The 22766-nt window shown below is 66.4% G+C and carries 5 protein-coding genes and 1 pseudogene; 3 read left to right on the forward strand and 3 right to left on the reverse strand.

All coding sequences use genetic code 11. The features are described from left to right. Positions 1-7: 7 nt before the first annotated feature. Both G6N68_RS12580 and G6N68_RS12585 read right to left on the reverse strand, forming a co-directional pair. A complete protein-coding gene (locus G6N68_RS12580; protein ID WP_163706414.1) occupies positions 8-226 on the reverse strand; it encodes a three-helix bundle dimerization domain-containing protein in 219 nt (72 codons plus the stop codon). Between the two features lie 140 nt (positions 227-366). Then, positions 367-1062, reverse strand: coding sequence for a VldE C-terminal domain-containing protein (locus G6N68_RS12585; protein ID WP_240355447.1), 696 nt, complete (start codon positions 1060-1062; stop codon positions 367-369). Positions 1063-1632: 570 nt separating this feature from the next. Between G6N68_RS12585 and G6N68_RS12590 the strand changes: the two genes are divergently transcribed. Beyond that, positions 1633-3189, forward strand: coding sequence for a succinic semialdehyde dehydrogenase (locus G6N68_RS12590; protein WP_163712353.1), 1557 nt, complete (start codon positions 1633-1635; stop codon positions 3187-3189). Positions 3190-3192: 3 nt separating this feature from the next. On the opposite strand, the gene G6N68_RS12595 is transcribed toward G6N68_RS12590, so the two are convergent. Then, positions 3193-3462 carry a YdeI/OmpD-associated family protein gene (locus tag G6N68_RS12595; RefSeq protein WP_163712356.1) on the reverse strand — a complete coding sequence of 90 codons (270 nt, stop codon included), beginning with the start codon at positions 3460-3462 and terminating at the stop codon, positions 3193-3195. Between the two features lie 498 nt (positions 3463-3960). On the opposite strand from G6N68_RS12595, the gene G6N68_RS12600 reads away from it, so the two are divergent. Further along, positions 3961-4185: an MbtH family protein gene (locus G6N68_RS12600; protein ID WP_163712359.1), complete on the forward strand. Its 225-nt coding sequence runs from the start codon at positions 3961-3963 to the stop codon at positions 4183-4185. A 60-nt stretch (positions 4186-4245) separates the two neighbouring features. After that, positions 4246-22764, forward strand: a pseudogene (locus G6N68_RS12605) (amino acid adenylation domain-containing protein); the annotation flags it as partial. Positions 22765-22766 lie beyond the last annotated feature (2 nt).

A 22766-nucleotide genomic window follows, 5' to 3' on the forward strand; every position in this document is an offset into this window, starting at 1 on the left:
GGGTCACCTACGCAATTAGACCTTCGTCGAAGGCTGCCAGCGATAATTCCTTCTCCGCGTATCTCTCAACGAGCAGCGGGATGTACTCGCGTACCGGGCGCCCGTCGAACCGTTCATGGGCGTGCAGCACAACGGCTTTTACTGTGTCGGGGGGGATGGCCGGAAACTTGCGGGTCAAGCGATCGGCCACCTGGGCGATGATCGTTTGTTCTCTCAACTCGATCACGGCGAAAGAGTCGCACGTGTTCATGCCCCAGTCAACTCAAGTTCACCGGGTTTCAGGACGTGAATGACGCCGTTGCGCAACGCCTTTCCTGCTGCACCAGGTGTTTTCAAAACAAGGCGGTCGAACCTTGGGAATACCTGTCAATTAGGTGGCGTTGGGCTCATCGAACTGATGTAGTAGGTCTCGTGCCCGGTCGGGTAGCCGCCACCATTGGTAGCGATGTGAACGTGGTCATAGTGGTTGAGGGTTTCGTTGCCGAGGTCGGCCGTCCAGCTGCCCGAACCGATGCCTGGGTAGATCTTCTGCCTCCAGATCACATGGAGGATTCCCCAGCGCTTCGCATTCGCCAACGCGAATCCGGCGATCTGGTTGCCGAGCTCGATGCCCTCGGGACTGCTGTGGTTCGGAATCATCACGTCGATTGCCAAGCCATTGGGGTGCCACTGCAAAGCGTCCTGCCGGTACCCGCCAATGGTGGTGATCTGTGGAAACAGCAGGCTGATAACGCGCTCTGCCCAGATCGTCTTGACCTGCAGCCCCTCCTCGGACCCGCGGCCGGCCGGCAGCGCGAATTGGAAGTCCTGGGCAGCCAGCGGTGCGGTGGCCGCCGCCGCGGCTAGTGCCTGCGCTTCACCGGGACTGGCGGTGTGCGGTGCCGCGCCCGCCGCCGCCGCGGCCGCGCTGGCAGGTGCGGTTCCCACGACGGGTGCGGCCTCATTCTGCGCGTGAGTGCGATGCTCGTGCGTTTGGGCGTAGACCATGCCGGAGGCGAGGGTGAGCGAGGCCGCAAACGCCAGCCAGCGGGCTACGCCATTGGCTAACCGGATTTTGCCCACGAAGAGCACCTTAGTGTCGGATGGGACTTAAGGGACACACTTTGTTACCCCTTTGTTGCCTGGTTCTGCTAAATGAGACTAGCGATGGGCCTCTGTGTGACACGGAAGCATGGCCCCCGGCGCGCAGGCGCGGGCTCTGCAAAATCTGCTGAAGCGGCTTGGATGCCAACCGGCGGCCGCCAAACCGCGATCTGCGCGGTTAGCTGACTTCGGCCGCGCCGGCGCCGCGGTCGCGGAAAGCGGGTAGCAAAACCCTGGTGGACTCGAATCCATGCCGCCACTCCGCCCGGGTGCCTGGGATCTGGCGTTGGACGACGGCCAGGTCGTCGGACTCGCTACGACGCGGTCAAAGACGTGAGCCACAATCACCACCGGCGCCGTGCGGTTCGCCCGGCTGTCCGGCTGGGCCAGGGTGGTGCGATGTGCTTGGTGACGCACTCGCCGACGGTGCCCGATCGAGCTCGACCACCTCGACCAATTACTTACGCACCGGACAATTTTGTTTGAAAACAGCCACTTTGGGCAGGCGATAGGGTGATGCCCGATAGACCCATTCCGAGAGGTAACGAGATGCCTGCACCGTCAGCTGAGGCCTTCGAGCGCTTGCGCAACTTGGCCGCAATCGAGGACATCGCCGCACGCGAGACCATCACGATCAATGAGGTCTTCACCGGCAAGCCGATGACCACGATCCCGGTCGGTACGGCCGCCGACGTCGACGCGGCTTTTGCCAAAGCCCGTGCGGCGCAGACTGAATGGGCCAACCGGACGGTTGCGGATCGCGTTGAGGTGATCAAGCGTTACCGCGATCTGGTCATCGAGAACCGCGAGTTCCTCATGGATCTGCTGCAAGCCGAGGCGGGCAAGGCACGCTGGGCGGCGCAAGAGGAAATCGTAGACCTGATGGCGAACGCCAACTACTACGCGCGCGTCTCCGCAAACCTGTTGAAGCCGCGTAACGTTCAATCCCTGCTGCCGGCGATAGGCAAGACCACGGTCTGCTATCAGCCCAAGGGCGTCGTCGGGGTGATCTCACCGTGGAACTACCCGATGACGCTGACGGCGTCGGACTCGGTGCCCGCGCTGATCGCCGGCAATGCGGTGGTGCTCAAGCCGGACAGCCAGACGCCCTACTGCGCACTCGCCTGCGCCGAACTGTTGTACCGCGCTGGTCTGCCGCGAGCGCTGTACGCGATCGTGCCGGGCCCGGGCTCGGTGGTCGGGACCGCGATCACCGAGAACTGCGACTTCCTCATGTTCACCGGCTCGACGGCCACCGGAAGTCGGCTGGCGGAGCACGCGGGCCGGCGTCTCATCGGCTTCTCGGCCGAGCTTGGCGGCAAGAACGCCATGATCGTGTCGCGGGGCGCCAACCTCGACAAGGTCGCCAAGGCGGCCACCCGCGCGTGCTTTTCCAACGCCGGGCAATTGTGCATCTCCATCGAGCGGATCTACGTCGAGAAGGACATCGCCGACGACTTCACGCGCAAATTCGGCGAAGCGGTGCGCAACATGAAGCTCGGCACCACATACGACTTCTCCGTGGAGATGGGCAGCTTGATTTCCGAAGGTCAGCTGCAGACGGTGTCCCAGCACGTCGACGACGCGACGGCCAAGGGCGCCAAAGTGATTGCGGGCGGCAAGGCCCGTCCCGACATCGGGCCGCTGTTCTACGAGCCGACCGTGCTGACAGACGTCACCCCCGAAATGGAGTGCGCGGCCAACGAGACCTTCGGACCGCTCGTTTCGATCTATCCCGTCGCCGACGTCGATGAAGCGGTGGAGAAGGCGAACGACACCGAGTACGGGCTCAATGCCAGCGTGTGGGCGGCCTCCACCGAAGAGGGCCAGAAGATCGCCTCACGCTTGCGTTCGGGAACCGTCAACGTCAACGAGGGGTACGCGTTCGCCTGGGGCAGCCTCAGCGCACCGATGGGCGGCATGGGCGCGTCCGGGGTGGGTCGCAGGCACGGCCCCGAGGGCCTGTTGAAGTACACCGAATCGCAGACCATCGCGGCGGCCCGAGTGTTCAATCTCGATCCGCCGCTTGGCATCCCGTCGACGCTGTGGCAGAAGTCCCTGTTGCCGATCGTGCGTACGGTGATGAAGCTACCCGGCCGGAAGTAAGTATCAGGGCTTGCCGGTGCGCTCGCGGTGCTTGCACCCGGGCCAGCAGCAAGGCCGCCGTTTGCCTTCTTCCAATTCCTCCTGGGTCCGGCGAATCCGGCGTTCCCGGGTTTTGGCTTGCTTGGCGTCTTCCACCCAGCAGATGAACTCGTTTCGTGCTAGCGGCGTGATGTCCCGCCAGGCCTCAAGTGCTGTGGAGTTGGCGACGAGCGCCGTGCGCAGGTCTGCGGGAAGCTTGTGCACCACCCCACCCGGAACTTTCTCGTTGGGCACGGAACAAGGGTAGATCGGCGGCAGGGGTGCGCGCACAGCCGGGCCAATGGCCAAATGGTGCCCAGCGGATAACGGACTATTGACGGTGCCATTTCCCGGTCCGCATTGTCCGTTGCGAATGGCATTCCTTGGACGCAAGAATTTCGCAAGGACTACGCGAAGACATCGCAAGCGCCGCGACTCAACCTGGGGGAGTCGGCCAACGTTGTCCGAGTGGCCCACCGACCGCACGCTGACCCGATGTTGGGACCGGTAGCAGGGCGGGAGGTCTGAAATTACATACAGATACAGCGCACCCGGAACCAAGAAGAGGAGCGCGAGTGAGTACGACGCTAACCCGTGGGCTAACTCCGCCTCTTCGGCATATCGGCCCATACCGTTGACACACGATTTGAAGATTTCTGGTGTTAAGTTTGTCTGGCCGGTCCGTTATCTGGTAAACGGTTCCGCGCACGCTGGTCTGGCCCTTGACCTATCTGTAGTAGGCGGTGAGAACGAGTGTGTACTAATCCGTTCGACGACGACCAGGCCCTCTTCCTCGTTTTGGTCAACGACGAGGAGCAACACAGTCTTTGGCCGGCGTTCGCCGAGGTTCCGGCCGGCTGGCGGGTGCTCTTCGGTGCAGCGGCGCGCGCCGCGTGCTTGGACTACATCGACGACAACTGGACTGACATCCGGCCGAGACGACTGCGCGAGCGCCTGTCACCGGCCGCGGGTTGCTGAACTGTCGGTCGTCCGGGGGGTGGCGTTCGAATGAAACCTTATGAGCGGTTGCGTCGGGTGGGCCCGACGGACCACCGCGTCGAGATCCGGGGGCAACAGATCGAACTCGATAGGGTCCAAGGGGCTCTCGCCGAGCTGGATTGCGTCGACCAGGCGGTCGTGATCGCCCGTGAGGACCGCCCAGGGGACCAACGACTGGTCGGCTATGTCACGGAGTCGATTGCCGGTGCGGTGGACCCGGCGGCGGCACGGGCCGTGTTGGCTGAGCGCCTGCCGTCCTACATGGTGCCGGTCGCCGTGCTGGTACTGGATGCCTTGCCCGTGACGGCGTCGGGCGAACTCGACATCCCAGCACTGCCGAGGCCGCAGTACCCGGACGCCCCACGCAACCACGCCTTGGAACAGGCGCTGGTGGCGATCTTCGCCGAGGTCCTCGGTGTCGAAGGGGTCGAGCCCGAGGAGTCGTTCTTCGACCTCGGCGGGGATTCGCTGGCCGCGATGCGGGTGGTTGTGGCCATCAATTCGACCCTGGATGCGAACTTGCCGTTGGGGGCGGTGTTCAACTCACCCACCATCGCTCAACTGGCGGCACGCCTCGGCGGCGATTCGGGCGGCTCCAAACCGTTGGTCGCCGGTGAGCGGCCCGCAGTGATTCCGTTGTCGTTCGCCCAGAGTCGCCTGTGGTTCATCAGCCAATTGCAAGGACCCTCACCGGTTTACAACCGAGCTGTTGCGTTGCGGTTGACCGGCAGGCTGATACCCGAGGCGTTGGCCACCGCGATGGCCGATGTGGTCGGACGCCACGAAAGCCTGCGCACGGTTTTCGTGGCGGTCGACGGGATACCGCGCCAGGTGGTGCGGCCGGCCGCCGGGGCCGACTTCGGTTGGGCGGTAGTCGATGCCGGCGGATGGTCGCCCGACCGGCTGACCGAAGCCATCGAACGGGCCGCGCACTACAGCTTCGACCTGGCCACCGAAATCCCGATCCGAGCACAGGTTTTCAGCCTCACCGAGGACGATCACGTGCTGGTGGTCGTCGTGCACCACATCGCCGGCGACGGCTGGTCCATCGGGGCCCTGGCTGCTGACATCAGCTCGGCCTACGCCGCCCGCTGGGCGGGTCATGCCCCCGACTGGGCCGAATTGCCGGTCCAGTACGCCGATTACACCCTGTGGCAACGGGACAGCCTGGGGGATCCGGCCGACGAGAACAGCGCCTCGGCCGCCCAGGTGAGGTTCTGGCACGAGGTGCTGGCGGGGATGCCGCAGCGTTTGGAGCTGCCCACCGACCGTCCCTATCCACCGGTCGCCGACCACCGCGGCGCCAGTGTGGCCGTGCAGTGGCCGGCGGAGCTGCAACAGCGCGTGCGGGAAGTGGCCCGCGAATACAACGCGACCAGCTTCATGGTGGTGCAGGCAGCCCTCGCGGTGCTGCTTTCCCAGCTGAGCACCAGTTCCGATGTTGCGGTTGGCTTTCCGATCGCCGGCCGGGGTGATCCCGCGCTGGATCGCCTGGTGGGCTTCTTTGTCAACACCTTGATCCTGCGGGTGCAAGTCGTCGGGAATCCCACATTCGCCGAGTTGCTGGCCCAAGTTCGTCAGCGCAGCCTCGCCGCCTACGAGCACCAGGATGTGCCCTTCGAGGCTCTTGTCGAACGGCTGAACCCACCCCGATCGATGACCCACCACCCACTGATCCAGGTTTCGCTGTCCTGGCAGAACGCCACCCCGCTCGACTTGACGGTGGCCGATCTCCAGGTCCATCCCATGCCCGTCGACACCCACACCGCGCGGATGGACCTGGCCTTCTTCCTGGGCGAACGCTTCGGTGACACCGGTGAGCCCGCCGGGATCGGCGGGGCGGTGGAATTCCGCACCGACGTGTACGACGCCGCGACCATCGAAGCGCTCGTCGCGCGACTACAGCGGGTGCTGACGGCGCTGACCGCGCAACCGATGGCGCGGTTGTCGTCGCTGGACCTGCTGGACGCCGCGGAACGCGCTCGCCTCGCCGACTGGGGCAACCGCGCGGTGTTGTCCCAGTCGCCGCCCACCGGTGTGTCGATCCCGGCGGCGCTGGCCGCCCAGGTCGCACATGCTGGTGATGCGGTGGCGCTGAGTTGCGGAGGTTCGGCATGGACCTACCGAGAACTCGACGAGGCGTCTAACCGATTGGCGCGCTTGCTTGTTGAGCGCGGCGTGAGCACGGGCTCGTGTGTGGCGCTGCTGGCCGAGCGGTCGCCTCATGCGATCGTTGCGATACTGGCGGTGCTCAAAGCCGGAGCGGCCTACTTGCCGCTGGACCCGCGGATGCCGGTGGAGCGGTTGACGTTCATCGTCGATGATGCCGCCCCCGTAGCGGCAATCGCGTCTGCCGGGACAGATTTCGAGTGGCTCAAGCTGCCGATCATCGATGCCGAAGCTCCACACATCGAGACCTTCCCGGCCACCGCGCTCCCGATGCCCGCAGCCGATGACGTCGCCTACATCATCTACACCTCGGGAACCACGGGTGTGCCCAAGGGCGTCGCGATCAGCCACCGGAACCTGACCCAGTTGATCCTTTCTGTCGACGGTGCCGACGCGGGGTTGCCCGACGCGTCGAAACAGGTCTGGTCGCACTGGCATTCGTATGCCTTCGACTTCTCCGTGTGGGAAGTGTGGGCCGCCCTGTTGCGCGGCGGCCGGCTGGTGGTCATACCCGAGGAGGTGGTCGCCTCACCCGCCGAGTTCGGCGATCTGGTTGTCGAGCAACACATCAATGTGCTCACCCAAACCCCCTCTGCAGTAGGTTATTTGCCGCCGGACAGGTTGGATTCGGTGGCGTTGGTGATGGGTGGCGAGGCCTGCCCCGCAGCGGTGGTGGACCGATGGGCCTCTGGCCGGGTGATGATCAACGCCTACGGGCCAACCGAGACCACCATCTACGTGGCGGTGAGCGCACCGCTGCAGCCGGGCACGGGGGCGCCGCCGGTCGGTTCGCCGGTGCCGGGTGCGGCACTGTTCGTACTCGACGAGTGGCTGAGGCCCGTCCCAGCCGGCGTGGTGGGCGAACTGTACGTGGCGGGTTGGGGGGTGGGGCTCGGCTATTGGCGCCGCGCGGGATTGACGGCCTCGAGGTTCGTCGCGTGCCCGTTCGGCGGCACCGGGCAACGGATGTATCGCACCGGAGACTTGGTCTTTTGGGGCGCCGACGGCCAACTGCGTTACGTGGAGCGGGCCGACGAGCAGGTCAAGATTCGCGGATATCGCATCGAGCTCGGCGATGTGCAAGCGGCGCTCGCCGAGGTCGACGGGGTGGATCAAGCCATCGTCATTGCCCGCGAAGATACCCCAGGCGACAAGCGACTGGTCGGCTATGTCACCGGGGCGGTGGATCCCGTTCAGGCGCGGGGGGTATTGGCCGACCGACTACCGTCCTACATGGTGCCCGCGGCGGTGGTGCGCGTCGAAGCGTTGCCACTCACAGTCAATGGGAAGCTCGACACGTCCGCGCTGCCAGAACCGAAATACCAAAGCACCGAACAGTACCGCCCCCCGGCGACTCTCACCGAGGAAATCCTTGCCGGAATCTATGCCCAGGTGCTGGGCCTCGAACGAGCCGGCGTCGACGATTCGTTCTTCGACCTGGGCGGGGACTCGTTGTCGGCAATGCGGGCGATCGCCGCGATCAACAAGGCCTTGGACACCCAACTGGTGGTGCGCACCTTGTTCGACGCGCCCACAATCGCCGAATTGGCGCACCGCCTGAGCGCGGGGGGCGGGCTCGAACCGCTGACGGCGGCCGAGCGGCCCGTGGCGATCCCGTTGTCCTACGCGCAGAGTCGCCTGTGGTTCCTCGACCAGTTGCAGGACCGTTCAGCGGTCTACAACATGGCGGCGGCACTGCGGCTGCGCGGCCCCCTGAACGCTGAGGCGTTGCAGGCCGCTCTGACCGACGTCGTTGCCCGCCATGAAACCCTGCGGACGGTGTTTGCCGCGCCGGATGGCATACCCCATCAAGTGGTGCTGGCGGCCGATCAAGCCGACGTGACTTGGGGGGTCGTCGACGCCACCGGATGGCGGGAAGAGCGACTTGCCGACGCGATCGGTGCCGAGGCACGCCGAACGTTTGATCTAGCGACCGAAATCCCTTTGAGGGCACTTCTTTTCCAGATCTCCGAAGAGGAGCATGTTCTCGTCGCCACGGCGCACCACATCGCCGCGGACGGCTGGTCGATGGCTCCGCTGGTCCGTGATCTGGGCCTGGCATATGGCGCCCGGTGCGCGGGACACGCTCCCGGCTGGGCTGACTTGCCGGTGCAATACGTCGATTACACGCTGTGGCAACGAAAGAACCTCGGCGCACTGTCGGATCCCGAGAGCCCACTGGCCACCCAGATGGCCTATTGGGAACGGGAACTTGCCGACCTGCCGCAACGCGTGGAGCTGCCCACCGATCGACCCTATCCACCGGCCGCCGACTATTGCGGCGCCAGCGTAACGGTGGACTGGCCGCCGCACGTGCAGCAGCGGATCCGTCGCCTTGCCGGTGAGAATGGCGCGACGAGTTTCATGGTGGTTCAGGCGGCGCTGTCGCTGTTGGTGTCGCGACTGAGTGCCAGCCCGGATGTCGCCTTGGGGTTTTCGATCGCCGGCCGCGGCGACCCCGCGCTGGACGACTTGGTCGGGTTCTTCGTCAACACCTTGGTGCTGCGTGTCGACCTGGCCGGCAACCCGAGCTTTACCGAGCTCCTGGCGCAGGTGCGGGAGCGTAGCCTGGCCGCCTACGAACACCAAGACGTGCCGTTCGAAATGCTGGTAGAGCGGCTCAACCCGCCCCGATCACTCACCCATCACCCGCTGATCCAGGTGTTGTTGGCGTGGCAGAACAACGCTTCACCCGAGCTGAATCTCGGTGAGCTACAGGTGAGCGCGTTGCCCGTCGACACCCGCACGGCCCGGATGGATCTGCGCTTCTCGCTGGGGGAGCGCTGGACTGGCACCGGTGAGCCGGCGGGCATCGGCGGAACGGTGGAGTTCCGCACCGACGTCTTCGACGCCGTCACCATCCACGGCTTCGTCGAGCGATTGGGGCGGGTGTTGGACGCAGTCACGGCCAACCCGTCGCTGGCGATGTCGTCGGTGGACCTACTCGATGCCGCTGAGCACGCGCGGCTGAATGGCTGGGGCAACAGTTCGGTTCTCCGGCAGCCCATTCCGCCCGCGCTGTCTATTCCGGCGGCGTTGGCGGCACAGGTGGCCCGCACCCCGGATGCGGTTGCGCTGACGTGCGGCGAGCTGTCGATGACGTATCGCGAATTCGATCAGGCGTCGAACCGGCTGGCCCACTTACTGTCCAGTTCGGGCGTCGGCCCGGGCGCTTATGTGGCACTTCTGTTTCCGCGGTCTGCCGAGGCGGTCGTGGCGATCGCCGCGGTACTCAAAACGGGGGCTGCCTACCTGCCGATCGATCCCGCGCTGCCGCCGGCACGGATCGGGTTCATGGTCGCCGACGCCGAGCCGGTCGCCGCGATCACCACCGCGGCCTTCGCTGACCGACTGGATGGGCACGGCCTACGGGTCATCGATGTCCACGATCCCAGCATCGAAGCTCAACCATGCACGCCACTGGCACCGGAACCCTCTGCCCGGGACATCGCCTACCTGATCTACACCTCGGGCACCACCGGCGTTCCCAAGGGGGTGGCCATCACCCACCACAACGTCACCCAGCTCTTCCGGGTCAGCAGCTTCTTCGAATCTCACACCGACACAGCGGAATTTGCGGCCACACAATGGCATTCGCTGTCCTTCGACGTATCGGCGTGGGAAATCTGGGGCACGCTGTTGAGCGGCGGCCGCTTGGTGGTGGTGCCCGAGGAGGTAGCGACTTCACCGGCCGACTTCCACGCGCTGGTGGCGGCCGAGCATATCGACGTGCTCAGCCAAACCCCCTCCGCGGTAGGTGTTTTGGCGCCAGAGGGTCTGGAATCGGCGGCGTTGGTGGTGGCCGGTGAGGCGTGCCCGTCGGCACTGGTCGACCACTGGGCTACTGGCCGCGTCATGATCAACGCCTACGGCCCCACGGAGACAACGATCTATGCGTGCATGAGCGCGCCCCTTACCGCCGGTTCCGGGGTGCCGCCGATCGGCACGCCGGTATCGGGTGCGGCGCTGTTCGTGCTGGACCACTGGCTGCAGCCGGTGCCACCTGGAGTGGTCGGCGAGTTGTACGTTGCCGGCCGGGGAGTGGGCGTGGGGTATTGGCGCCGGGCGGGGTTGACGGCGTCGCGGTTCGTGGCGTGTCCGTTCGGCGGCGCGGAATCGCTGGGCCAACGGATGTATCGCACCGGAGACCTCGTCTACTGGGGTGCCGACGGCCAATTGCGGTACGTCGGCCGCGCCGACGAGCAGGTCAAGATCCGCGGCTACCGCATAGAACTGGGCGAGGTTCAGGCGGGGCTGGCCGCACTGGATGGTGTCCACCAGGCCGTGGTGGTCGTGCGCGAGGACCGTCCCGGCCACAAGCGCCTGGTCGGCTATGTCACCTGCGAAGCGGACCCCGCCGCCTTGCGCAGCGGGTTGGCCGACCGTCTGCCGCCCTACATGGTGCCCAACGCGATAGTCGTCCTGGACGCAATGCCGCTCACGGTGAACGGCAAGCTCGACACCGCCGCCCTACCGCCACCGGAATACCAAGACGCCGAACAGTATTGCCCGCCGACCGACGCCGTCGAGGAGGTCTTGGCCGGCATTTATGCGCAGGTCCTCGGCCTGGACCGGGTGGGTGTCGAGGAGTCGTTCTTCGATCTGGGCGGGGACAGCATTCTGGCGATGCAGGTGGTCGCCCGGGCCCGCGCGGCCGGTCTGCTGTGCCGGCCGCGGGATCTGTTCACCGAGCAGTCGGTGGCCGGCGTTGCGCGGGTGGCCGGTGTCGTCGGTGACACCTCCGCCGCGGTGGACGAAGGTGTCGGCGAGGTGCCGGCCACGCCGATCATGCGGTGGCTGCAGACCACCGGTGGCCCGGTTGAGCAGTTCAACCAGACGATGTCGCTGCAGGCGCCCGCCGGTGTCACCGAGGCGGATGTGGTTGTTCTTTTGCAGGCCTTGTTGGATCGACACGCCATGCTGCGGTTGCGGGTGAGCTCCGACTGGTCATTGACGGCGCAGCCGCCGGGATCGGTGGATGCGGCCGAGTGCTTGCAGTCGGTCGACACCTGGTCGGATGAAGTGTTGCTCGACATCCGGTCACGGTTGAACCCCGCCACCGGCGCGATGTTGCGCGCCTTGTGGATCTGCGACGCCAACCAACTGGTGCTCTGCATTCACCACCTGGCCGTCGATGGTGTGTCGTGGCGGATCCTGTTGGAAGACATCAATGTTGGTTGGGCCCAGCAGCGCAACCACCACCCGGTGTTGTTGCCGGTCGCGGGGACGTCGTTTCGGCGATGGGCGTCGCTGCTGAACGAATACGCGCGATCAGCGGCAGTGATCGACACCGCGGAAGCATGGCGGACGGTATTGGCGGTGCCCGCTGCACTGCCGGCCGTGGACCCCGGCGTCGACACGTTCGCCACGGCCGGGCACTTCGTGGCGACTTTGGACAGCGAGAACACCCGCCTGCTGCTGGGTGACGTGCCGGCGGCGTACCACGCCGGGGTGCAGGACATTCTGTTGATCGCGTTCGCCCTGGCGTGGGGGGAATTTTTGGGCACCCGTGGTCAACCGATCGGCATCGATGTCGAAGCTCACGGGCGTAACGAGGAGGTCCACTCCGGTGTCGACTTGACCCACACGGTCGGGTGGTTCACGGCCAAGTACCCGGTGGCCCTCGCCGCGGGCGAGGTGAATTGGCCGCAGGTGATGGCGGGGGATGCGGCGCTGGGCAGTGCGGTCAAGGGCATGAAGGAACAGCTGCGGGCTCTTCCGGCCGGGCTGACCTACGGTGTGCTGCGCTATCTGAATGCCGACGTGGAACTGTCCGGGTCCGAACCGCCGATCGGATTCAACTACCTGGGCCGGCTCGGCGGCGCGGCGACAACTGACACGGACGGCTGGCGGATCTCCCATCGGCCGGGCACACGCGGCAGCGCCGGGCTGGCAATGCCGCTCATGCACACGGTGGAACTCAACGCCGCGACGGTCGAGACCGCGGCCGGGCCGCAACTGCACGCCGAGTGGACCTGGGCCACATCGCAATTCGACACAACGCAGGTAGAACGGCTCAACCGGCTGTGGTTTGACGCATTGGCAGGCATCTGCGCGCAGGTGCGCCGCGGCGGGGGCGGCTTGACACCGTCGGACATCGCGCCCACGCGCCTGACCCAGCACCAGATCGATGAGTTACAGCGGCAATACAGCATTGCCGACGTGCTGCCGCTGACCCCGATGCAGCGGGGCCTGCTCTTTCACGCCAGCACCGCACTCGCCGGCGACGACGTGTATGCGGTCCAGCTGGACTTGGCGGTGACCGGGGCCCTTGACCCAGACCGGCTGCGCGATGCGGTCCACATGGTGGTCTGCCGGCATCCCAATCTGGCGGCACGCTTTTGTGGCCAGTTCGACGAGCCGGTGCAGATCATCCCTGCCGATCCCCAAACCGGTTGGCGGTATGTGGAGCTGGACAGCGACGCGGATGTCGAAGAGCAGATGCGGCGGGTGTGCGCCGCCGAACGAGCCGCGGTGTGCGACCTGGCCCACCCGCCGGCATTTCGAGTGGCATTGATCCGGACCGCGCCGGACCAGTACCGCGTTGTGCTGACCAATCACCACATCGTGGTTGACGGCTGGTCCTTGCCGATTGTGCTGCGCGAAATTTTCGCCAGTTACCACGGGCGGCGGTTACCCGCGCCCGCGTCGTATCGCCGGTTCGTGTCCTGGCTGGCCGAGCGAGACCTCGACGCCGCCAACGCAGCCTGGCGCCGGGTGCTCGCCGGGTTCGAGTCCCCCACCCTGGTCGGCCCGCAGGATCGGTTGGGGGTGGGACGGCGCAGCGTGAACTCCTTTGTGCTGCCTGGCGAGCAGACGGAGGCCCTGCGCGCCCTGGCGCGTGCCCGTCGCACCACAGTCAACATCGTGCTGCAGGGCGCCTACGCCCAGCTACTGATGTTGCTCACCGGCCAGCACGACATCGCCTTCGGCGTACCGGTGTCCGGGCGGCCAACCGACCTGGTCGACGCGGAATCCATGGTCGGTTTGCTGGTCAACACCGTTCCGGTGCGGGTGAATGGCGCGGCTGCAACCACTGTCGCGGAGCTGATCGACCAGTTGCACAGCCTGCACCACGACACACTCGAGCACCAGCACCTGGCGCTCAGTGAGATTCACCGAATCGCCGGCCACGAGAGACTGTTCGACACCCTGTTCGTGTACCAGAACTATCCGATCGACTTGGGCTCATTACCAGGCTCACTGCAAGGCACATCGGCGGGGCCGCACGAAATGGCGGTCAAGGAAACCACCAGCCACGACTACAACCACTACCCACTGACGATCCAGGCGCTGCCGCGGGCTGAACTCGCTTTCCGCGTCGAATACGACGCAGACGTGTTCGACGCCGCGGGGATCCAAGCGCTGATTGAGCGGTTCCAGCGGGTCTTGGCGGCCATGACCGACAACCCGGACCGACGGTTGTCGGCGGTGGATGTGCTTGCCGCGGAGGAACATTCGCGACTTGCCGAGTGGGGCAATCGTGGCACCTTAAACCGGTCGCCGTCGCCCGGTGTGTCGATTCCGGTGCTGTGGGCCGGCCAGGTCGCCCGGACGCCCGAAGCGGTCGCGCTGTCTTACGAGGGACGGTCGATGACCTACCGCGAACTGGACGAGGCGTCCGACCGACTGGCATTCGTGCTGGCCGGCCACGGCGTAGGCCCGGGACAGTCGGTGGCGCTGCTGCTTTCGCGTTCGCCGCGGGCCATCGTGGCGATCCTGGCGGCGCTGAAGACCGGGGCGGCTTACCTGCCGATCGACCCGAGCCTGCCGGCGGCACGGGTTGGTTTCATGCTCGCCGATGCCGCCCCGGTCGCGGCGATCACGACCTCAGATCAGGCCGTGCGGTTCGAAGACCACGACCTGTTGGTCATCGACGTCGACGCCCCGGGCATCCATGGCCAACGCCGGCTGAAATTGTCCACACCGGCCCCCGACGACATCGCCTATTTCATCTACACCTCGGGCACCACCGGCAACCCGAAAGGCGTTGCCGTGAGCCACCACAACGTCGTCGAGTTGCTGCAGACGCTGCAGGGCCAGCTGCGCCCAGGGGAAGTGTGGTCACAGTGGCATTCCCTGGCGTTCGACGTATCGGTGTGCGAGATCTGGGGCGCGCTGCTCAGCGGTGGACGCCTCGTCATCGTGCCTGAGTCGGTGGCGCGCTCACCGCACGACTTCCACGCCCTGCTCGTCACCGAACGCGTCAGCGTCCTCAGCCAGACACCCTCGGCGTTCTATGCGCTGCAAACCGTCTATGACGGCCGAGCGCTCGCACCCGAACTCGCGGATCAACTCGAACTCGAAGCGGTGCTGTTCGCCGGAGAAGCGTTGGAGCCGAACCGGCTTCGGACCTGGTTGCGTCACCACCCGCGATCACCACGCCTGATCAACCTGTACGGCACCACCGAGACAACGGTGCACGCCTCGTTCCGGGAGATCGCGGCCGGCGACCTAGCCAACAATGCGAACAGTGCGATCAAGGCCAACAATGCCAGCCCCATCGGGGTGCCGTTGACTCATCTGGCGTTCTTCGTGCTGGACGCGTGGTTACGTCCGGTGCCGGCCGGGGTGGTGGGCGAACTGTATATCGCGGGGCATGCCGTAGGCCTGGGGTATTGGCGCCGGGCCGGATTGACCGCGTCACGCTTCGTGGCGTGTCCGTTTGCCGGGCCGGACCGGCCGGGAATGCGGATGTATCGCACCGGGGATCTGGTGTCGTGGGACGGCGACGGGCAGCTTCGGTATGTCGGGCGTGCCGATGAGCAGGTCAAGCTCCGCGGGTACCGCATCGAATTGGGCGAAATCGAAAACGCCTTGGCGGCATGCCCAGAGGTCAATCAGGCTGTCGTCAGGATGCGGCCCACACCCGCGGGCGGTGCTCAACTCGTCGGCTACCTCACCCTGCAACGCACCACCGACACGAACCGGGACACGGTCCGAGACGCCGAAATCGTCGATCAGTGGCAGGACCTGTACGACGACCTCTACGACGCGCAAACCGAAGCGCCGGAGTTCGGTCTGGACTTCCGGGGCTGGAACAGCAGCTACACCGACGCTCCGATCCCGCTTGAGGAGATGCTGGAGTGGCGGTCGGCCACGGTGGCCCGAATCAAGGCGTTACGGCCACGCCGCGTGCTGGAGATCGGCGTGGGCTCCGGGCTCTTGCTGTCCCAGCTCGCCCCGGAGTGTGACCGCTATGTTGCCACCGACATGTCGGCGGTGGCCGTCGGCAACCTGGTCCGCTCATTGGAGCAGTCGCGCTTTGCCTGGCGCGACCGTGTTCAGCTGCTGGCCCGCCCGGCCCACGTGACCGATGGACTACCCGAAAATGGTTTCGACACAGTCATTCTCAACTCGGTGGTTCAATATTTTCCTAACGAGGGATATTTGGCGGACTTGATCGACCGCGTCATGCAGCTGCTGGTGCCCGGCGGCGCGCTGTTCATCGGCGATGTCCGCAACTACGCCCTGCAGGGCGCGTTCCAGACCGCAATCACGCTGGCGCACACCAGCGACCCTGGGAACCCCGCCTCCACCGCCGAGATCCGGCAACGAGTCAGGCGCGGCATCATCAACGAATCCGAATTGCTCTTGGCGCCGGACTTTTTCACTACGTGGGCGGCCGGGTGCGGGTCGGTGGCCGGACTCGACATCCAAGTCAAACGCGGAGTGGCGGACAACGAACTCAACCGGTACCGCTACGACGTCGTCGTCCACAAGGCGCCCGCGGCGGTGTGCTCGCTCGCCGACACGCCCACCCGGACGTGGACCCAATGCGGGCAGCTGGACGGTTTGCATGCAAGGTTGGCAACCGAACGCCCTGTCGCCGTGCGCATCACCGGAATTCCGCGCGCCGGACTGATCACCGACGTTCGCATCGAGGACACGATCGCCGCCGGCTTGCCGCTCACCGACCCGCCCGCCGAGGACGCGATCGACGCCGTCACGCCCGAACAACTGCACCGCCTCGGCGAGAGCGCGGGGTACCACGTTGCCGTCACCTGGGGCGCCGAACGCGGCACCCTCGACGCGGTTTTCACCTCGAACGCCGGCCCGATGACCGACGTGTATGTCGCCCCCGCCGGAGGCCACCGGTCTGGCTGCCACGCCAACGACCCGCACGCCAACACCAAGCTCGTGTCGGTGCGCGATCAGTTGAGCGCGCGACTACCGGAATACATGGTGCCGACGCAGCTGGTGGTGCTCGACGCGTTCCCGCTGACCACCTCGGGGAAACTCGATGTGCGTGCGCTGCCGGAACCGGACTACCAGGCCCCGGACCGCTATCGCGCTCCGGACAACGCGGTCGAACAAATCCTCGCCGATGTCTATGCGCAGGTGTTGGGACTAGAGCGGGTAGGGGTTGACGACTCGTTCTTCGAACTCGGCGGCGACAGCATCCTGTCCATGCAAGTGGTGGCGCGGGCGCGGGCAGCCGGCGTCGTGTGCAAGCCGCGTGACATCTTCGCAGAACAAACCGTGGCAAGGCTGGCACTGGTAGCCACCGCGGTCGACGGTTTGGGTGTGCCGGACAACGAGGGTGTGGGAACCGTGCCGGCAACCCCGATCATGCGCTGGCTGCAGGAGGTCGAGGGCCCGATCGAGCAGTTCAGCCAAACGGTCGTGGTGCGGGCACCCGCAGGCGCCACCGAGGCGGATGTGGTGGTGCTGCTGCAAGCCCTGCTGGACGGGCACGCCATGCTGCGGTTGCGTGTCGACGAGGGTTGGTCTTTCGAGGGTTCGTCTCCCGAGGGTTGGTCCCTGTCCGTGCCGCCGCCAGGATCCGCCGACGCGCGCGATTGCCTGCAAACGGTGGACGTGCTCTCCGACGAGGTGCTGGTGGCGGCGCGGTCGCGGCTGAATCCCGCCGCCGGCGCAATGGTCAGCGCGGTATGGGCGCCGCCAAACGGCCAGCTGGCGTTGTTCATCCACCATCTGGCGGTCGATGGGGTGTCCTGGCGAATCCTGTTGGAAGACTTGAACATCGCGTGGGCTCAGCTTCGCGGCGGCCAGCCGGTCATGTTGCCGGCGCCGGGGACGTCGTTCCAGCGGTGGGCATCGCTGCTGGGGGAGTACGCGAACTCGGCGGCAGTGGTTGGCCATGCCGACACCTGGCGAGGCATAGCGGCGGCTGCCGCGGGGTTGCCGGCGGTGCAACCATCGCTGGATACCTTCGTCACCGCCGGACACCAGACGGAGTTGTTGGACGCCGACACCACCAGCATGCTGCTGACTGCGGTACCGACGGCGTTTCATGTCGGGGTCCAAGACATTTTGTTGATCGCGTTCGGTTTGGCGTTGGCCGAGTTCTTGGGCACCGCCGATCAGCCGATCGGTATCGACGTCGAGGGCCACGGACGCCACGAGGAGCTGGCCGCCGACCTCGACCTGTCCCGCACGGTCGGATGGTTTACCACCAAGTACCCGGTGGCGCTAGGCGTAGGGGGACCGTCCTGGGCGCAAGTGCTCAGCGGCGACGCGGCGCTGGGTGCCGCGGTCAAGAGCGCCAAAGAGCAACTCCGGGCCGTGCCGGACGCGCTGAGCTACGGGGCGCTGCGTTACCTGAACTCCGACGTCGACCTGGCCGGACCCGACCCGTCGATCGGCTTCAATTACCTTGGCCGCCTTGGTGCTTACGCTCATGGCGACGCTGCTCAATGGCGGGTCTGCCCGGACGGCGCGGCGATGGCCGGTGCCGCGACAGCGATCGCCATGCCGCTGATGCACACCGTCGAGGTCAACGCCGCCACCGTGGACAGCGACGCCGGGCCGCGGCTGCGCGCCAACTGGACCTACGCCACGTCGAAAATCGATGCCACGCAGATCAACCGGCTCAATCGACTGTGGTTCGACGCCCTCCTCGGCATTTGTGCTCATGTGCGGCGCGGCGGCGGAGGTTTGACGCCTTCGGACATCGCTCCGGCCCGGCTGAGCCAGTACCAGATCGACGAGCTACAGCGGCAACACGAGATCGCCGACGTACTGCCGCTGACCCCGATGCAGCAGGGGCTGCTGTTTCACTCCGGCACTGCGCAGCGGTCGGCGGACGAGGGCGAGCCGTACACGGTGCAATTGGACATCGCGGTGCGCGGCGCGGTGGACCCGGACCGTCTGCACGAGGCAGTGCAGGCTGTCGTGCGGCGGCATCCCCACCTATTAGCCCGCTTCAGCGCGCAGTTCGGCGAGCCGGTGCAGATCATCACCGCAGATCCCGTGGCGCCGTGGCGCTACGAGGAGTTGGACGCCGGCGACGGCGAGGATCGGATTCAGCGGCTTTGTGCCGACGAACGCGCCGCGGTATGCAATCTCGGTGCGGGACAGGCGTTTCGGGTGATGTTGCTCCGAACCGCCGCGCACAGCTATCGGTTCGTGCTGACAAATCACCACATCGTGCTCGACGGCTGGTCGATGCCAATCCTGTTGCGGGAGATCTTCGCCGGCTACCACCAGCACCGGTTGCCCGCGGCAGCGCCGTATCGCCGATTCGTCAGCTGGGTCGCCGCCCGGGACCTGGACGCCGCCACGGCGGCCTGGCGCGATGTACTGGCCGGCTTCGACACGCCGACCCTGGTCGGGCCGTCGGACCGGTTGGGCCTGGGCCCACGCGCGGTCGTACAGGTCCGCGTGCCGGGAGCCACCACAAGGGCGCTGAACGAGCTGGCACGCAAGCGTCAGACCACCGTCAGCACCGTGCTGCAGGCGGCGTGGGCGCAACTGTTGATGGGGCTGACCGGTCAGCACGACATCGCCTTCGGCGTGCCGGTCTCGGGCCGACCCGCCGAATTGGCCGGCGCCGACTCGATGGTCGGGTTGTTCATCAACACGGTTCCGGTGCGGGTGCACGCCACCGCGACGACGAGCACCGCGGAGTTGCTCGGGCAGTTGCACGACCTGCACCAGCGCACCGTCGAGCATCAGCATCTGGCGCTGCGCGACATCCACCGCATCACCGGTCAACAGTGGCTTTTCGACACCCTGTGCGTCTACGAGAATTATCCCGTCGACCCCGGCGCGCTGTCGGGTGATGACGGACTGGTCGTCGCCGAGGTGACGACCCGGGAACATACGCACTATCCGCTGGTGCTGGCGGCCTCGCCTGCGGCCGGTCCGGAACTGAGCCTTCGCCTCGACTATCGCAGTGATGTGTTCGACGCGGCGACCATCGAGGCATTGGCGCGGCGGTTGCAGCGCACGTTGGCGGCGATGACCGACCAGCCGGGGCTCGCGTTGTCGGCACTGGAGCCGCTGGATGTGGCCGAGCGTGCGCAGCTGGACGAGTGGGCCAACCGGGCGGGGTTGCTTCATGCCTTACCCGCCGCGATGTCGATTCCCGAGGCTTTCGCCGCCCAGGTTGCGCGCACCCCGCAGGCGGCGGCGCTGACCTGCATGGGCTCATCGCTGACGTATCGCGAACTCGACGAGGCGTCGAACCGGTTGGCGCGGCTGTTGTCCGATCACGGGGCTGGGCCGGGAAGGATTGTCGCACTGCTGTTTTCGCGGTCAACCCAGGCGGTTGTGGCCATTGCGGCCGTGCTGAAGACCGGTGCGGCCTATCTGCCCATCGACCCGGCGCTGCCAGCGGCACGAATAGATCAGATGCTCACCGACGCGGCACCGATCGCCGCGATAACGACCGCAGGCCTGGCCGAACGATTCGACGGTCATGATCTCCCGGTCATCGATGTCGACGATCCGCGGCAGCACGGCTACCCGAGCACGGGCTTGCCGGCACCCGCCGCCGATGAGATCGCATACGTGATCTACACCTCGGGCACCACTGGCCTGCCGAAGGGCGTGGCCGTCACCCACCAGAACGTCACGCGGTTGGCGGAGTCGCTGGACGCTTCGCTGCCACGCGGGGGAGCGTGGGCGCAGTGCCACTCATATGCGTTCGACGTCTCGGTGTGGGAGATCTGGGGTGCGCTGTTGCGCGGTGGGCGACTGGTAGTGGTTCCCGAACCGGTGATGGAGTCGCCCAGCGACTTTCACGCGCTCCTGGCCGCCGAACAAGTCACCGTGCTCGACCTGAGCCCGTCGGCCGCGGGGGTGCTTTCGCCGGAGGGGTTGCAGTCGCTCACGTTGGTGCTTGGCGGTGAAACCTGCCCACCCGACGTAGCGGACCGGTGGGCCACCGATGGGCGAGTGGTGATCAATGCCTACGGCCCGACCGAGATCACCGTGGACGCGGCACGCAGCGCGCCGTTGCAGCCCAGCCCGATGGGCCCCGGCGCGGCGTCGGTTGTGCCGATCGGGTCGCCTGTTCCCGGCGCTGCGCTGTTCGTGTTGGACGGGTGGTTGCGCCCGGTGCCGGCCGGTGTGGTCGGCGAACTGTACGCGGCGGGTCACGGTGTGGGCCTGGGCTATTGGCGGCGCGGCGACCTGACGGCCGCGCGGTTCGTCGCGTGTCCCTTCGGGCCGCCCGGCATGCGGATGTATCGCACCGGCGATCTGGTCTGCTGGGGCGCCGACGGTCAGCTGCGCTACGTCGGACGCGCCGATGACCAGGTTCAGATCCGCGGCTTCCGAGTCGAATTGGGCGAGATCCGGACGATGCTCACCGCGTTGGACGGAGTGGATCAGGCCGCGGTGATTGCCCGCGAGGACCGCCCCGGAGTCAAGCGTCTGGTCGCTTACGTCACCGGGACTGCTGACCCCGCGGCAGTCCGCTCGGCGATAGCCGAACGGCTGCCGTCCTACATGGTGCCGACCGCCGTTGTGCCGCTGGAAGCGTTGCCGCTCAACGTCAACGGCAAACTCGACACCCGCTCCCTCCCGGCACCGGAATACCGCGACGCGGATGCGTACCGGGCGCCGACCAGCGCGACGGAAGGGATCTTGGCGGGCATCTACAGCCAGGTGCTGGGCCTGCAACGCGTCGGCACCGACGACTCGTTCTTCGACCTCGGCGGCGACAGCATCTCGGCGATGCGCGCGATCACCGCCATCAACACCGCCCTCGACGCGGAATTGACCGTGCGCACCCTGCTGGCCGCCCCCTCGGTGCGGGCCTTGAGCCGGCAGTTGAGTGTCGCCACCCCGGGCGGGGATCCCCGCTTTGTTTCCGTGCACGGCAGCGCCGCCCGCGAGGCGCGTGCCGACGACCTCACGCTGGACAGGTTCCTCGACGCGTCCACGCTGGCGCAGGCAGCACAGCTGCCCGGACCTAGCGCGCAAGTGCGCACCGTCCTGCTCACCGGTGCCACCGGCTTCGTCGGGCGCTACCTGGCGTTGGAATGGCTCAAGCAAATGGAGTTGGTGGACGGCACGCTGATTTGCCTGGTACGGGCCGAGTCCGACGAGGAAGCGCGACGTCGTCTGCACGACACGTTCGCCACCGATCCGGAAATGCTGTGGCTATTCCAGGATTTGGCCACCGACCACCTCGAGGTCCTGGCCGGTGACAAGGGTGAGGTCAATCTTGGGCTGGACCAGGCGACCTGGCAACGCCTGGCCGACACCGTCGATGTGATCGTCGACTCCGCGGCCGTGGTGAACGCCGTGTTGTCCTACAGCGAACTCTTCGGGCCCAACGTCGTCGGCACGGCCGAGCTGATCCGAATCGCGCTCACCACCAAGCTCAAGCCCTACACATACGTGTCGACCGCCGACGTCGGCAACCAGATCGAGCCATCGCTGTTCACCGAAGACGCCGATATCCGGATCGTCAGCCCCGCCCGCGCCATCGACGGCAGCCTTGCCAACGGTTACGCCAACAGCAAGTGGGCCGGCGAGGTGTTGTTGCGCGAGGCCCACGACCTGTGCGCACTGCCGGTGGCGGTGTTCCGTTGCGACATGATCCTGGCCGACGACACATTCACCGGTCAGCTCAACATCTCCGACACCGTCACCCGGATGGTGTTGAGCCTGATGACCACCGGCATCGCGCCCGACTCTTTCTATGAGCTCGACGCCGACGGTCAGCGGCAACGTGCCCACTTCGACGGGCTGCCGGTCGGGTTCGTCGCCGAAGCCATTGTCACGCTGGGCGCCCAGGTCGCCTCGTCCACCCCGGGATTCCACACCTATCACGTCATGAACCCGCACGACGACGGCATCGGGCTCGACGAGTACGTCGACTGGCTGATCGACGCCGGCTGCCCCATCCAGCGCGTCGGTGGCTTCCACGAGTGGCTGCCGCGCTTTGAGGCCGCACTGCGCGCCTTGCCGGAGCGGCAGCGTCGGCACTCGGTGCTGCAGATGTTGTTGCTGCGCAGTTCCGGGCGGGTGCAGCCCCTCAAACCGACCCGCGGCTCCTACGCGCCCACGGATCGATTCCGCAGGGCAGTGCAGGACGCGAAAATCGGCCCTGACCGGGACATCCCGCATGTCTCGGCACCGATCATCGTCAAGTACGTCACCGACTTGCGGCGTCTCGGGCTGCTGTAGGC

The sequence above is a fragment of the Mycobacterium bourgelatii genome (genome assembly GCF_010723575.1).
Lineage (GTDB): Bacteria > Actinomycetota > Actinomycetes > Mycobacteriales > Mycobacteriaceae > Mycobacterium > Mycobacterium bourgelatii.